The sequence below is a fragment of the Bradyrhizobium sp. S3.7.6 genome (genome assembly GCF_054061875.1).
In genome coordinates this window covers 2,013,982-2,029,409 of record NZ_JBSSEQ010000001.1, presented here as the reverse complement: position 1 = coordinate 2,029,409, position 15,428 = coordinate 2,013,982, and the positions used below count along the sequence as shown (strand labels likewise).

The 15,428-nt window shown below is 64.6% G+C and carries 11 protein-coding genes; 1 reads left to right on the top strand and 10 read right to left on the bottom strand.

All coding sequences use genetic code 11. The features are described 5' to 3' along the window. Positions 1 to 419: 419 nt before the first annotated feature. The 10 genes from ftsH to tolQ form a co-directional block, all read right to left on the bottom strand. Complete coding sequence (gene ftsH / locus ACVJ5M_RS09605; RefSeq protein ID WP_063981098.1) at positions 420 to 2,342, bottom strand: ATP-dependent zinc metalloprotease FtsH; 1,923 nt, start codon at positions 2,340 to 2,342, stop codon at positions 420 to 422. Between the two features lie 259 nt (positions 2,343 to 2,601). Further along, complete coding sequence (tilS, locus tag ACVJ5M_RS09600; RefSeq protein WP_063981097.1) at positions 2,602 to 3,696, bottom strand: tRNA lysidine(34) synthetase TilS; 1,095 nt, start codon at positions 3,694 to 3,696, stop codon at positions 2,602 to 2,604. Positions 3,697 to 3,768: 72 nt separating this feature from the next. Next, complete coding sequence (gene ybgF, locus ACVJ5M_RS09595; RefSeq protein WP_166344448.1) at positions 3,769 to 4,809, bottom strand: tol-pal system protein YbgF; 1,041 nt, start codon at positions 4,807 to 4,809, stop codon at positions 3,769 to 3,771. A 184-nt stretch (positions 4,810 to 4,993) separates the two neighbouring features. After that, complete coding sequence (gene pal, locus ACVJ5M_RS09590) at positions 4,994 to 5,482, bottom strand: peptidoglycan-associated lipoprotein Pal (protein WP_028152222.1); 489 nt, start codon at positions 5,480 to 5,482, stop codon at positions 4,994 to 4,996. A gap of 293 nt (positions 5,483 to 5,775) precedes the next feature. Further along, positions 5,776 to 6,501: an N-acyl amino acid synthase FeeM domain-containing protein gene (locus tag ACVJ5M_RS09585; RefSeq protein ID WP_063981096.1), complete on the bottom strand. Its 726-nt coding sequence runs from the start codon at positions 6,499 to 6,501 to the stop codon at positions 5,776 to 5,778. A gap of 196 nt (positions 6,502 to 6,697) precedes the next feature. Further along, a complete protein-coding gene (locus ACVJ5M_RS09580) occupies positions 6,698 to 9,031 on the bottom strand; it encodes a putative bifunctional diguanylate cyclase/phosphodiesterase (RefSeq protein WP_063981095.1) in 2,334 nt (777 codons plus the stop codon). Positions 9,032 to 9,321: 290 nt separating this feature from the next. Beyond that, positions 9,322 to 10,665 carry a Tol-Pal system beta propeller repeat protein TolB gene (gene tolB, locus ACVJ5M_RS09575; protein ID WP_049807612.1) on the bottom strand — a complete coding sequence of 448 codons (1,344 nt, stop codon included), beginning with the start codon at positions 10,663 to 10,665 and terminating at the stop codon, positions 9,322 to 9,324. 41 nt (positions 10,666 to 10,706) lie between these two features. Beyond that, positions 10,707 to 11,663: a protein TolA gene (locus tag ACVJ5M_RS09570; RefSeq protein ID WP_084794964.1), complete on the bottom strand. Its 957-nt coding sequence runs from the start codon at positions 11,661 to 11,663 to the stop codon at positions 10,707 to 10,709. A gap of 4 nt (positions 11,664 to 11,667) precedes the next feature. Then, positions 11,668 to 12,117: a protein TolR gene (gene tolR / locus ACVJ5M_RS09565; protein ID WP_028152217.1), complete on the bottom strand. Its 450-nt coding sequence runs from the start codon at positions 12,115 to 12,117 to the stop codon at positions 11,668 to 11,670. Between the two features lie 43 nt (positions 12,118 to 12,160). Next, positions 12,161 to 12,877, bottom strand: coding sequence for a protein TolQ (gene tolQ, locus ACVJ5M_RS09560; RefSeq protein WP_014492404.1), 717 nt, complete (start codon positions 12,875 to 12,877; stop codon positions 12,161 to 12,163). A gap of 745 nt (positions 12,878 to 13,622) precedes the next feature. On the opposite strand from tolQ, the gene ggt reads away from it, so the two are divergent. Continuing rightward, the gene (ggt, locus tag ACVJ5M_RS09555) at positions 13,623 to 15,329 is read left to right on the top strand and encodes a gamma-glutamyltransferase (RefSeq protein WP_063981094.1); all 1,707 of its coding nucleotides are present in this window, start codon (positions 13,623 to 13,625) and stop codon (positions 15,327 to 15,329) included. Positions 15,330 to 15,428 lie beyond the last annotated feature (99 nt).

The following is a 15,428-nucleotide window of genomic DNA, read 5'->3' as shown; positions in this document are numbered from 1 at the left end:
CACGGCGCTACGCGCCTTTGCCCACCCTACGCGACCGGTGCAGAGCCATTACGAGCCCAACTGCATCCACGCCGTCATTGCGAGGAGCGAAGCGACGAAGCAATCCAGACTGCTGCCATGGAAACATTCTGGATTGCTTCGCTACGCTCGCAATGACGGAGTTTGCGGGCCGACGACACGCACCTCTCTCGTGTCCCGGACGCGCTGCTGCGTGCAACGCTGCTGCGCTGAGCCGGGATCCAGAAGGCCACACGGCAAGATGCGGAGACATGGGCCCCGGCTCCGCAGCGCACCGCCGAAGGGGCGGTGCGCTGCGTCCGGGGCACGAGACCGCAGTCTGAAGCGCAACTGCATCAACATCGGCCAACAAAAAACGCGGCGTTTCCGCCGCGTTTTTCAATTCGATCTGCGCCTCTCGATTACGCCTGCGGCTGAGGCTCCAGGCCGGGATCCGGATCGGGCCGCGGCCGCGACTTGCCGGCCGGGGGCACGGCGGAGGCGCGCGGCGTAGCCGGCTCGAGCACGGACTCGCGGTTCGGCTTCTTGCCCTTGAGCAGGTCGATGATCTCGTCGCCGGAGAGCGTCTCGAACTCGAGCAGGCCCTTGGCGAGAGCTTCGAGGTCGGCACGCTTCTCGGTGAGAATGCGGGTCGCTTCGTTGTAGCCCTCTTCCACGAAACGCCGGATCTCGGTGTCGATCTTCTGGACCGTCGCCTCCGATGCGTTCTGGGTGCGCGAGACCGACATGCCCAGGAACACCTCGTCCTGGTTTTCGCCATAGGACACGGTGCCGAGCGCCTCCGAGAGGCCCCAGCGCGTAACCATCATGCGGGCCAGACGCGTCGCCTGCTCGATGTCGGAGGATGCACCCGAGGTCACCTTCTCACGGCCGAAGATCAGCTCTTCGGCGACGCGGCCACCCATCATGATGGCGAGGCGCGAGGTCATCTGCTCCAGCGACATCGACAGCTTGTCGCGCTCAGGCAGCTGCATCACCATGCCCAGCGCGCGGCCGCGCGGAATGATGGTCGCCTTGTGGATCGGATCGGTCGCGACGACGTTGAGGCCGACGATGGCGTGGCCGCCCTCGTGATAGGCCGTCAGCAGCTTCTCTTCCTCGGTCATGACGAGCGACTTGCGCTCGGCGCCCATCATCACCTTGTCCTTGGCCTCTTCGAACTCGGCCTGGGTCACCATCCGCTTGTTGCGGCGGGCGGCGGTCAGGGCGGCTTCGTTGACGAGGTTCATCAGGTCGGCGCCGGAAAAACCGGGCGTGCCGCGCGCGATGGTCTTGAGGTTGATATCCGGCGCCAGCGGCACCTTGCGGACGTGAACCTTGAGGATCTGCTCGCGGCCGACGACGTCGGGATTGGGCACCACGACCTGACGGTCGAAGCGGCCCGGACGCAGCAGCGCGGGATCGAGCACGTCGGGACGGTTCGTCGCCGCGATCAGGATCACGCCCTCGTTGGCCTCGAAGCCGTCCATCTCGACCAGCAACTGGTTCAGCGTCTGCTCGCGCTCGTCATTGCCGCCGCCGAGACCGGCGCCACGGTGACGGCCGACCGCGTCGATTTCGTCGATGAAGATGATGCAGGGCGCGTTCTTCTTGGCCTGCTCGAACATGTCGCGGACACGGGAGGCGCCGACGCCGACGAACATTTCGACGAAGTCGGAACCCGAGATGGTGAAGAACGGCACGTTGGCTTCGCCCGCGACCGCACGCGCGATCAGGGTCTTACCGGTGCCGGGAGGGCCCACCAGCAGCACGCCGCGCGGAATACGGCCGCCGAGGCGCTGGAATTTGCCGGGGTCGCGGAGGAATTCGACGATCTCCTGCAGGTCCTGCTTGGCTTCGTCGACGCCGGCGACGTCCTCGAAGGTGACGCGGCCATGGGCCTCGGTCAGCATCTTGGCGCGCGACTTGCCGAAGCCCATCGCCTTGCCGGCGCCGCCCTGCATCTGCCGCGACAGGAAGATCCACACGCCGATCAGCGCGATGAAGGGCAGCCAGGAGACCAGCAGCGAGACGAACCACGGCACGTTGTCGCCGGGCGGCTTCGCGGTGATCTGGACCTTGCTGTCATAGAGGCGCTTCACCAGCGTCGGATCGTTCGGCGCATAGGTCTGGAAGCTTGAGCCATTGGTGAAGGTGCCGTGGATATCCGGCCCCTGGATCACGACATCGCGCACATTGCCGCGGTCAACTTCGCTCAAGAGCTGGGAGAAGGCGATGTCCTGCGATGAGGCGCGCTGACCCGGATTCTGGAAGAGCGTGAACAACGCCAACAGCAGCAAGACAATGATGACCCAGAGGGCGAAATTGCGCAGATTGGCGTTCATCGATCTTCCTTCATGGTCGCGCGGATCGCGGCCTGATCCTTGGGCGGTAGCAGTTACTTTGTCAGTGCGAGGAAATCCCCAAGGAATCCTCTTGGTTAGACGGATACAATTTAGGTGCCGCCCCGGTCGCTGCCAAGGGAACGAGATGGGACTATTTATCCCATCTTAGAGCGATTCCCGCTGAAATAATGGCGATCTGCCCGGGGTTTTTCCTGCCTGGTTAAGGTGTCCTGACGGCGCGCGGCGGAAACGGCCGGTGTCATGATCCGCCCTGATCCGCCCTCGTCCGTCCCTTGGACCGCCGGGCCGGCGCCGGTGCGATGTGGATACGCCCCCCGGCAAGGCTGATCAAGGCTCCCGCAAGGGTCTGCTTCAGGAACGGCCGGCCATTTGCGGCTGCGCGGGGGCTTTCAGCCAAACTTGCAGCCATGGCCTGATCGAGCGCGGCCAGGAGAGTCTCGACCTTGCCGAGTTCCGCCGGCCCCTCATGACCGAGGGCATTGACGGCCCGCAGCAGGAGCCGCAGCCGGACCTCCTCCGGCAGATTGGCGAATGCCGAGGCCTCGAAGCTGCGACCGCCCGCCTGCGGCGCATCGCCGCGCGCCCGAAGCTGAAGGAAGCGTTCGGCGCCATCGACCAGCACGTCGACCGCCGCATTGGCGCGCGCCAGCCTGCCTGCGAGCCGCGCCAGGCTCCGGCTGTCGCCCCCCTCGGCCGCGAGTTGCGGCAGCAGCGCGCGCAGCCGCGGCCGGGTGAAGGCGGTGTCGCGATTGGTGGGATCATCGGCAAATCCGATCTTCGCCCGCCTCAAGGTCGCGATCAGCTGCGACTTCGGGACATCGAGCAGCGGACGCACCAGCACGACGCCGTCGCGCTCCGTGAGGCGCGTCATTGCCGACAGCCCGGCAAGCCCGCTGCCGCGGACAAGGCGCATCAACAGGGTCTCGGCCTGATCGTCGCGGGTGTGGGCGGTCAGCACATGGCTCGCGCCGGCGTTTCGCGCGGCCTGTGCAAGCAGGCGGTAGCGGGCTTCGCGTGCAGCGGCAGGCAGTCCCGTGTTCGGCTTCGCGCCACGCCAGCGCAGGGTCCGGTGTGCCAGCCCGAGTTCGGCCGCAAGCCGCTTGACCTCGCGCGCCTCGCGCGCCGCCTCCGGGCGCAGGCCGTGATCGACGGTGACGACGGTCAATTGCGGACCGCGTGCCAAGCCGCGCTTCCAGCGCGCGGCGAGCCACATCAGCGCGACCGAGTCAGGTCCGCCGGAGACCGCGAGCACCAGCGCCGGCGCACTTCTGAGCTCGGCGAAGAGTTGCTTCGCCGCGCGCGCCGAGATCGGTGAGTTGTCGTCGTCCGACATGACGCTGCCCAGGCAATCACCAGACTATTTAGCGCGGCGCCATCCGCATTGTCAGGGCGCAAACACCACGCGTCAGCACTTCACCCGCTTCTGCTCGCGATCGACGGCGGATTTGACGCCGGCGGAGGCGCGCGGATATTTGCGGCCGACCTCGCCGAAGGCGGCGCAGGCGGCCTCTTTCTCCTTCAGCGCGGCCAGCGACTGGCCGAGCCGCAGCAGGGCATCCGGCGCCTTGGCGGATTTGTCGTATTTGGTGGTGACGGCGAGGAAGGCTTCCGCGGAGTCGCGATATTGCTGGCGCTGGAAATAGCTTTCGCCGAGCCAGTATTGCGCGTCGCCGAGCAGCGGATCGCTCGGATGTTTCTGCGCGAAATTCTTCATGGTCTGCTCGGCGAGCGCATAGTCCTTGCGCTGCATGTAGCCGATGCCGAGGTCGAACTCGTCGCGCGGCGTTGCCGAGGGCGGCAGGGTCGTCAGGCCGGTGCCGCCCGATGGCGCTGGATAGCCCGATTGTGCCGGCGGATAGCCGGGCTGGGCTGCCGGCGGCACGCCTTGCTGGTAGCGCGGGCTGGTGTTGGCGAGATCGAGCGGCTCGCCGGCAGCGCGCCCGCCGGGCGCGCCGCCAGGGGCGCCTGCCGGCATCGGCTGCTGCCCGCCACCAAGCGCGCGCGGCGCGCCGGGCGCATTCGGGTTCTGGTTCGGATCGAAGGAATCACCGCGGCGGCGCACGCCCGGCGCACCGGGCGCCGGCTGCTCCTGAACGATCGGCGCGGGAGCAGCGATCTGCGGCTGCTCGTAATTCGGCTGAGCCTGTTGCTGCTGGCGATAGGCCGGCGCGGACTGCGCAGGCGGTACGGCTGCGACCGAGGGCTGGACCGGCACCTGTCCGGGCGCGGCTTGCGCGCCGCCCTCGAGCGCCCGCAGCCGCTCTTCGAGCTGGCGGTTGCGATATTGCAGCTCCTCGTTCTGGCCGGTGAGCTGGCGCAGCTGGTTCTCCAACCGCTCGATCCGCATCTCGGGGTCATCGTCCGACTGCGCCAGTGCAGGCGAGCACAAAGAGAACAGCGCGGCGATCGCCACGGTGCCGGTAAAGACCTTGGATCTGGATGACATCTTGCCCTGACGACGAAAACGAAATCTGCGACGGAACATGCGACGCGCCACACATTGAAAGGCAGTACGCCAAAAATGTGACTGGCACCACGGGGTTTCGGTCACAGATGGCTGAAACAAAACCGGCGCCCGAGAGGGCGCCGGCATAATCGGTTCCTGAAGATGAACGGCGCCTGACTGATCGTCAGGAGCTCGCGTTCAGCACGGTGACGGCGCGACGGTTCTGCGACCAGCAGGAAATATCGTTACAGACGGCGACCGGCCGCTCCTTGCCGTAGGAGATCGTGCGCATGCGGTTCGGATCGATGCCGCGCGAGGCGAGGAACGAACGCACCGACTGGGCGCGGCGGGCGCCGAGTGCGATGTTGTATTCGCGGGTGCCGCGCTCGTCGGCATGCCCCTCGATGGTGAAGCTGTACTGCCGATAGTTCTGGAGCCACTGCGCCTGCTTCTCCAGGGTCACGATCGCCTGCGGCGTCAGATCGGTCTGGTCGCTCTCGAAGAACACGCGGTCGCCCACGTTAACGACGAAATCCTGCTGGCTGCCAGGCGTCGCAGCATTGGCCATCGCATCCGTCGCTGCGTTCTTGTTCGCGCATGCGCCCATCGACAGCGCGATCGCAACCACCGCAGCCAGCTTCAATCCCTGGAGGATACGCATAGGGTATTTCATTCCGGAGCCTCCACGCTCACGTTCGTCCACTGCTGTCCGGTCTACAGGGGGTTGGTTAAGCGAACGTTCCGTCAACCTTGATGGAACCTTGCTTCAGCCGGTCAAATGCCCCCAAACCGCGAAAAGCAACCGTCATGGTTAATGGGTTCTAAATGTGGCGCGAGGGTGAAGCAACCTGCAGCAACCGGCAAAAGTGCAGGCTTTTGCTGGAATTTTGGGCTCGGACGATGATGGGGATGAACGGAGCCCCGGCCGAAAGGCGCGCGGCGGCTCGAGGCGGTGACGGCAGGCAATCAGACGTGAGCGGCTTCCGGCACCAGTGACGACCGCTGCGGGATCTCGCGCTGCCCGCCGCGCCCAAACAGCATCCGCCGCTCGAACGCGGTGGAGCGCATGATCGGATAGCGCTCGAACACCTTCTTCCGGAAGGTCGGGAAATCCGCCGCCATCAGTCCGAAGGGCTTGGTGAGACCCGGCACCAGGCGGGGCTCGGCGATCGTCTCGTGCAGGAACACCCGCCGGTAGAAGGCCTGATGCTCGGGACGCACGATGGCGAGGCCGAGATCGGCATTGAAGTGCTCGCACGCCATGTAGGCGAGCCGGGTCGTCAGATAGGGCAATTCCGGAACCCGCTTCACCTGGTCGGGATCGGCGACAAAGCGGGTCGGGTCGATCATGACCTCGCCGCGATCGAGCCGCGGCAGCAGGATGTCGGGGAAGACGTCGGCCGAGGTGGACTCGCGCCATTCCGAAGTCAGCACGCTGATGCGCACGGAGCTGCAGAGCTGGCCACGGAGATAGACGCCGAAGGTCCACGCGTTCGGCAGCTCGTCGTAGCGGTCGGTGACGCGGGCTTCCGCGGATTCCCTGACGGCACCCTCGCGCAGATAGGCGCGGTAGCGGAGGTTGTAGATTTGCTCCTTCTCCGCGTCCGTCGCCGCGAGATGATAGTCGACGTCGGTCAGAAGCTCCGCTCCCCGTCCAACAGCCGAAATGACAGATCTGGCTGAGGACTGCATTCGAACTCCTTACCCACCACCAACAACACCACGCGAACCTGGGCCATTTGCCGCTGAACAACTTGCGCGCGCGTGACGATTTATTAACACCTCCTTAACGACGATGCAAAGCAATCGACGCGATAGGGTTAACCCCCGTAGCACTACGGTCGGTTCAGCAACTGTCTGAAACGACGTGCAATTTCTGGATGTGGAATCAGGCGAAGGAGCGTGAGCTGACAACCTGGAGCAGGCCCTCGCCGCGCCGTCCATGCGAGGCGTTGAGGAGCTGGCGCATCCGCACGGCGGGCACCGGACGGCTGAACAGATAGCCTTGCGCCTCGGAGACGGTGCCGTCTGCGCTGATCAGCTCGAGCTGCTCGTTGGTCTCGATGCCCTCGACCACCACGGCCATGCCGAGGTCGGCCGACAGCCGCGCCACGCCACGCAGCAGCGTCAGCGGCCGGTCGGTGTCGATGCCCTCGAGGAAGGAGCGGTCGATCTTCACCTTCTGCATCGGGAAATTGTGCAGATAGCTGAGGCTGGAATAGCCGGTGCCGAAATCGTCGAGCGAGATGCGCACGCCGAGCGCATGCAGTTGCGACAGCGTGTCGTGGGTGAGCTGGGTGTTACGAAGCAGCGAGGACTCCGTGATCTCGATCTCCAGCCGATGGGCCGGCAGCCCCGAGACCTCGAGCGCGTAGCGGATTTCGCTGAGCACGTCGCGCTGGTGGAATTGCTGCGGCGAGAAGTTGACGGCGACGCTGACGCCGTCGGGCCACTTCATGCATTCCATGCAGGCGCGGCGCAGGATCCAGCGGCCGAGATCGACGATCAGCCCCATGTCCTCGGCGACCGGGATGATGTCGACCGGCGAGACCGTGCCGCGTACCGGATGATTCCAGCGCAGCAGCGCCTCGCAGGTGGTGATCTTGCCGGACTTCAGATTGACCAGCGGCTGGTAGAACAGCTCGAATTCCTCGTTGGCCAGCGCCTTGCGCAGGTCGAGCTCGAGAATGCGGCGGGCCTCGACGGTGGCCGCCATCTCGTCGCGGAAGAAGCAGAAGGTGCCGCGGCCGTCGGCCTTGGCGCGATAGAGCGCCATGTCGGCGTTCTTGAGCAGCGTGTCGGCCCTGACGTCGCCGTCCGGCGAGGTCAGCGCGATGCCGACGCTGGCGCCGATCTCAACCAGGTGATTGTCGATGCGATAACGCTCGCTCAGGCGTTCGACGATGCGGCGGGCGAGGCTCGCGGCATCCTCGGCCGAGCTGATGTTCTGCTGGAACACGACGAACTCGTCGCCGCCAAAGCGGGCGACGAAATCCTCGGGACGCAGCATCTCGCGCAGGCGGTTGGCAACCGCGCACAGGAGCTGGTCGCCGCAGGGATGGCCGAGCGTGTCGTTGACCTGCTTGAACTGGTCGAGATCGACGAACAGCAGCGCGGAGAGACGCTCGGCGTCGTGCGAGATCGCCAGCAGCCGTTCGATCTCGTCGCGGAACGAGACCCGGTTGGGCAGCGCCGTGAGCTCGTCATAGCGGGCGAGATGGGTGATCCGGGCTTCCGCGTTGGTACGCTCGGTGATGTCTTCCAGCAGCAGCACCGTGCCGCCGCCAGTCATCGGCTGGAACGTCCAGGCGAGCGCGCGGCCGCGCGAGGAATCCGGGTCGGTGGTGACGATCTCGCAGATCCGCGCATGCTCGATCTCGGCCAGGATCTGCTTGCCGCTCTCCGCCGAGATGGAGCCGGCGGCGATACAGGCCGATACGATGTCGGCAGCGGTGGCGCCACGCTTGACCAGATCTTCGGGCAACGCCATCAGCTCGCCGAAGCGATGGTTCATCACCGCAAGGCGGCCGTCGGCGCGAAACATGCACAGGCCATGCGGCATGTTGTTGAGCGCGGTGTCGAACTGGCTTGCCAGCGCGGACTCACGAAAGCTCGAGGTCAGCGCCTTGACGAAGATCGCATGCAGGCTGAGATTGATGTTCTTCAGCCCGACGAAGAAGAACACGAGCAGGACGGCGAGCCCGATGTGGTAGAAGCCGCCATGCAGCAGCAGCGCGAGCGACATCGGTGCGCAGGCGAGCGCGACGTGCCACTGGATCACCCGGGGCTGGCCGTAATTGCGGGCGGCGCCGCCCGCGGTGTAGCCGATGCCGATGGCGACACAGAGCATGTCGGCAATCGGATCGTCATTGTTGTAGATGACGACGAAGGACCACAGGCCGAGCACCGCCGCATAGCTGAGCGCGCCGAGCCAGTAGCGCGGCTCCAGGTGCTTGGCTTCCTCGAACGACAGTGGGTGCGTGCGGTTTTCGTATCCGCGCATCTGGAACGCGCGCGCGGTGCCGATCGCGATCAGCAGAAATGCGAGCGGCCACAGCCAGGCATCGCCTGTCTTCAGCGCAGTCATGACCGCGGCCACGGCCGCGGAGGCCGAGCCCAGGAAGATCGCCCAGAAATTCTGCACCATAGAGTTGATGAGAGCGGCGTAGAGTATCGGCTCCAGCTCGTCTCGATCGCTCTGCTTCTGGTCGGCCAGCTGCATCGGCTTGTTACGCGTCCTGTTTGGCGCGTACTTTTACCCAGACCTGATGAAGCCTTTCTGAGGGAACATCGTTAAAGTCGAGTTGTTTTTCGGCAATAGCGAACATGTTTCCGCTGAAATATCAAGCAACTAGGCAAGCGTTGCCGGGCACAAGGTGAAGGAAAGCTTGCGTCCTGCACCAAACCCCGAAAAAATCGGCATGTTTTTTCGAAAACATCGCGCGTCTGAACGCGCAATGTCTTAGCCCCGATGTTTCACGCGAACCTGTATCCGCTTCGCTCGCAAGCGCTCTAGCCGGGTGTCGAGGACAGCAGCGGCGACCATGCCGGGTCGGAGGCGAAGCCCGGCGTCGGCACCTTGAGCTCGTTGCGGCCGGAGATGTCGACGGAGAACAGCGACGGCCCGCCGCTGCCGCCGGGATCGCGGAAGAACATCAGCACGCGGCCGTTCGGCGAGAAGGTCGGCCCTTCGTTGTGATAGCCCGAGGTGAGCAGACGCTCGCCGGAGCCGTCCGGCTTCATGACGCCGATCGAGAACTGCCCGCCGCCCTGCCTGGTGAAGGCGATGTAATCGCCACGCGGCGACCACACCGGCGTCGAATAGGTGGCGTTGGTGTCGTCCTTGGAGAAGGAGATGCGCTGCGCCTGTCCGCCGCCCGCGGCCATCACATAGATCTGCGACCTGCCGCCGCGATCGGATTCGAAGCAGATGCGGGTGCCGTCGGGTGAGTAGGACGGAGAGGTGTCGATCGCCGGCGTGTCGGTGAGGCGCGTGGTCGAGCGCGAGCGCAGATCCATCACGAACAGGTTCGAATTGCCGCCCTGCTGCAGGCTCATGATGACGCGCTGGCCGTCCGGCGAGAAGCGCGGCGCGAAGGTCATGCCGGGGAAATTGCCGACGATCTCGCGCTGGCCGGTCTCGATGTTGAAGAGATAGACCTTCGGATCGCCCTGGCCGAACTCCATGTAGGTGATCTCTTGCGAGTTCGGCGAGAAGCGCGGCGTCAGCACGAGGTCGGAGCCGCGGGTCAGATAGCGCACATTGGCACCGTCCTGGTCCATCATCGCGAGCCGCTTGACGCGACGCTCCTTTGGACCGGTCTCGTCTACGAACACCACGCGGCTGTCGAAATAGCCCTTTTCGCCGGTCATCTGCTCATAGATCTGGTCGGAGATGATGTGGGCGATACGGCGCCAATATTCCGGCGAGGTGAAATATTGCTGGCCCGCAAGCTGCTGGCCCGTGATGACGTCCCACAGGCGGAATTCCGCCTTGAGCCTTCCGTCCTGCCCCCGCGTCATGCGGCCGGTGACGAGGGCCTGGGCGTTGATGGTCTTCCAGTTCTGGAATTGCGGCGCGACGTCGATGTTGCTGATGCGCTCGATGAAAGCGGCCTGGTCGATCGGTGCGAACAGGCCCGACCGCTTCAGATTGTTGGTGATGACCTGGGTGACGCCGTTGCTGACGTCGCCGTCGGCGGGCGAGCCCGGCACGAAGTTGGAGATCGCGATCGGGATCGGCCGAAACTCCGTTGGATTGAGTTCGAGCCGCTTTTGGCCCTGGGCCAGGGCATGTCCGCCCCCGAGCGTCGCGAGCGCCGATCCTGTCAGCGTCATGAAGCGGCGGCGGTTCATCGATAGGACGTCATTCATCGCAAAATTCTTTTGTTCGGATGTCACAACATATCTTTCAGGCCGAAGCGCATTGGAATGGTCTTCCAGGTGTCATACTGCTGCTTCGGCAGGAACGAATAGACCTGACACTGCACGATGGCGCGCTTGGCGCTCTCCGCCACCGCCTGAGCAATCGACCGAGACGGGCCGCGAACCGCGACGATAACCGGCTCGGACGCAAGCGAGCCGTCGATTTTCATCGGGATATCGATGTCAGCCTCGTATTGCTCGGCGTCTTGCCCGTTATAGGTGGGCGTGAAGCAGCGCCGGACCGCATTCGTGAACGCGCCTCCCCACGTCGCAACGTTGTTGGCAGCAGTCCCGGTCGTCGATCCCAGCGCAGCCGATGCATTCAGCGCCGCGCCGGAGAGCTCGTGCCGGGTCGCCGCGCGCTTGTCGAGGTCGCGCTGGATCTGCGCGGGATCGAAGCTGCGCTCCTTGGGCTTCGGTTGCTGCTGCGGCTGCACCGCCGCGACCTTCTGCTCGACGGGCTTCGGCGGAGGCTTCTTGGTCTCCAGTTTCTTCTGGAGCTCGGCGATCGGATCTTCCTTCGCCGGATCAGGCTTCTTTTCCTGCGGCTTCGGCTCTTCTTTGGGCTTGGCCTCGGCGACGGGCTTGGGCGGCTCGGGCTTCTTCTCGACCGGCTTCTCGACGGGTTTCGGCGGCGGCTCGGGCGTCGAGTTGGTCTTGATCAGCTCTTTCTTCTCGGTGACCTTGCCGACCGCTTCTTCCTCGGGCTTGGCCTCGGCGATCTTCTCGACCTTGGGCTTCGGCTCTTCCTTCTTGCCGGTCTTCTGCCCCGACATCATCTGCGCAAGCTGATCGGTGGAGATGATGTCGATCGGAAGCGACTCTTCCGCGACAAAGGCCTTGCTGCTAAAGGTGACCAGTCCCCATCCAAGCACGAGGACGTGGAGGGCAATCGACGCAACGAGTGTCTTGTCGACGTTCACCTTCACCGGTTTACCCCTGATCCGCCTCGGTCACGAGCGCCAGCTTCTTGAAGCCCGCGCCGGACAACAGGCCCATGACCTTGGCCACCGTTCCGTAATCCGCCTTCTTGTCCGCGCGAAGATAGATGCGCTCCTCGAGCCCGCCGCGCGCGTCCGTGATCGCCTTCAGCTTCGGGATCAACTCGTTGATCGCGATCTCGGCGTCGTTGATGAAGACCTTGCCCTTGATGTCGACCGACATCTGGATTGGCTTCTGGTCGTTGTTTTCGAGGCTCTTGGCCTGGGTCTGCGGCAGGTCGAGCGGCACACCGACCGTCAACATCGGAGCCGACACCATGAAGATGATGAGCAGCACCAACATCACGTCCACCATCGGCGTGACGTTGATCTCGGCCACGACGGGCTTGCGCCGGCCACGACGCCCGCCGCCTCCGGACGAACTAGCTACGTTCATCGCCATGATCGAGTGCCCAAATTGCCCCTCACACTATACATGCCGTCCGTCAGCCCCGCTCGTCGATCTGACGCGACAGAATGGCGGAAAATTCATCGGCGAAACCTTCGAGCCGCTGGGCCTGCCGGTTCACCTCGGAAGTGAACTTATTGTAGAAAATAGTGGCAGGAATGGCGGCGATAAGGCCGACGGCGGTCGCAAACAGCGCTTCGGCGATGCCCGGCGCGACCACCGCCAGGGAGGTATTTTTCGACGCCGCGATCGACTGGAAGCTCGACATGATGCCCCAGACCGTGCCGAACAGGCCGACAAAGGGGCCGGCGGAGCCGACGGTGGCGAGCACCAGCAGCCGGCGTTCCAGCCGCTCGACCTCGCGCGCGATCGAGACGTTCATCACCTTGTCGATGCGCATCTGAAGGCCCGCGACCGAGCGGGCGTGGCTCTCGAACGAGCGCTTCCACTCGCGCATGGCGGCGACGAAGCAGGCCGCCATGGAATGCGTCGGCTTGGCCGAGAGCGTGCGATAAAGCTCCTCGATCGACTCGCCGGACCAGAAGGCCTGCTCGAACCGGTCCATCGAGCGGCGGGTGCGCGCGTAAAGAAAGATCTTGTCGATCGCGATGGCCCAGACCCAGACCGAGCAGGCGAGAAGCCCCAGCATCACCGCTTTCACGATCCAGTGAGCCTGCCAGAACAGCGCAATCAGCGACACGTCCGCGGAAGCGGCAACCGGAAGGGCTGACTGAGCCACGTCGGCCGGATTCATAAGCAGTATCCTCTCAAGGCGATCATTTCCCTGACCTCTCCGGCCAGCAAATGGCTGCCGGTTCCCCAACAGCCGCGCTAGCACCGGCGCGGCCGGCAAGCCCGCTCAAAGCCTTGTCTTTCTGGGGTACAGGGGCTCGTCCAAAGCCGGCCGCCTGCATTCCCTGCCAAGATGTCAAAACTATGGGCCTCGAGCACGGCTCCGGGCACGACTGTCCGCAATTACAGAGCCCGCCGATGGTTAACGTGCGGTTACCACGGCCGAATTTGGCTGCCGGAAAGGTAGGCAGCGCAGGCGGTTGGCCGCTTTGCCGCGGGACATGGCGGCGACGGATCGGAGCCGGGTCCACTGGCGAGGTCGGTTCCCTCCCCCCTTGCGGGGAGGGCTAGGGAGAGGGGTACCACACGGGGGCTCCCACCGTGATGAAATCGGACGCACGCAACGAGCACTTTTCCTGGGTTACCCCTCTGCCCCCCCTCCCCCCAAGGGGGAGGGAGCGCAGTCGGACTCGTGGCGCTATGACACCGGGCACAACGGACGCCCCTTCTGGAACCTCCTCCCCTGCCCAGCCCGAAATCGCAGGGAGCTTAGCGTGCGCCACAGCTACACCACGACCACATGCTCCATCTCGCATCTCACGGCGGGCACGAGCTGATAGGCTGCGCTCGCGGACAACAACGTGCCGGCATCACCGGCCCAGCCTGAGGAGCGTCCAGTGCCGAAACCACAAACCAATGTGCGGTGGATGGCCGCCGCGATCATATCGGTCAGCCTCGTCACGTTCGGCGCCGCGCGCGCGGCGTCGGTCGCACCGGTCGCCGCGCAAAACGGCATGGTGGTGTCCGCGCAGCATCTGGCGACCCAGGTGGGCGTCGATGTGCTGAAGCGCGGCGGCAATGCCGTCGATGCCGCTGTGGCCGTCGGTTATGCCTTGGCCGTCGTCTATCCGGCCGCCGGCAATCTCGGTGGTGGCGGCTTCATGACGATCCAGCTCGCCGACGGCCGCAAGACCTTCCTCGATTTCCGCGAGACCGCGCCCAAGGCGGCGACGGCCAATATGTATCTCGACAAGGATGGCAACGTCATCAAGGGCATCTCGACCAAGGGACATCTGGCTGTGGGTGTGCCAGGCTCCGTCTCGGGCATGGAATATGCGCGCGAAAAATACGGCACCATGAAGCGCGCCGACCTGCTCGCTCCCGCGATCCAGTTCGCCGAACAGGGATTTGTACTCGACCAGGGCGACATCGACCTGCTGCGCACGGCAACCGACGATTTCAAGGACGATCCAGCATCGAGCGCGATCTTCCTCAACAACGGCCAGCCGTTCGGCGTGGGCGATCGACTGCTGCAATCCGAACTGGCGAAAACCCTGCGCGAGATCAGCAGCAAGGGCACCGACGGCTTCTACAAGGGCTGGGTCGGCAGCGCCATCGTGGCATCGAGCCAGGCCGGCAAGGGCCTCCTGACGCAGGACGACCTCGACGGCTACAAGACGCGCGAGCTCGCGCCTGTCGAATGCGACTATCGCGGCTATCACGTGATTTCCGCGCCGCCACCGAGCTCGGGCGGCGTCGTCATCTGCGAGATCCTGAATATCCTGGAGGGCTATCCTCTGAAGGAGCTGGGCTACCATTCCGCGCAGGCCGTGCACGTGCAGATCGAGGCCATGCGGCATGCCTACGTGGACCGCAACAGCTATCTCGGCGATCCGGATTTCGTGAAGAATCCGCTCGACCGCCTGCTCGACAAGAATTACGCGACCAAGATCCGCGCCGTGATCGATCCGAACAAGGCCGCAATCTCCAAGGACATCAAGCCGGGCGTCGCGCCGCACGAGGGCAGCAACACCACGCACTATTCAATCGCGGACAAGGACGGCAACGCGGTATCGGTGACGTACACGCTGAACGATTGGTTCGGCGCCAAGGTGACGGCGGCCAAGACCGGCGTGCTGCTGAACGACGAGATGGACGACTTCACGGCCAAGGTCGGGGTGCCGAACCTGTATGGCCTGGTGCAGGGTGAGGCCAACGCGATTGCTCCCGGCAAGCGTCCACTGTCCTCGATGAGCCCGACCATCGTCACCAAGGACGGCAAGACCGTCATGGTGGTAGGCACGCCCGGCGGCAGCCGCATCATCACCGCCGTGTTGCAGACCATGATCAATGCGATCGACTACGGCATGAACGCGCAGGAGGCCGTCGACATGCCACGCATCCACCAGCAATGGCTGCCTGATATGACCAACGTGGAGAACTATGCGCTGTCGCCGGACACGCAGAAGATTCTAGAAGGGATGGGGCACAAATTCGGGCCGCCGCAACCGGCGAACCATTTGGCGGTCATCATCGTGGGCGCGCCGTCACTGAACGGCGAGCAAGTCGGCAATAATCGTTACTACGGTGCGAACGATCCACGCCGCAACAGTGGGCTGGCGGCGGGGTATTGATCTACGCCACCCTTACGACTGTCATACCCCGCGACCCGGCTACGCCAAGGCTTCGCCGGGGCTGCGGTCCAGGGGCGCCGAAGCTTTAGCGTAGGCGTC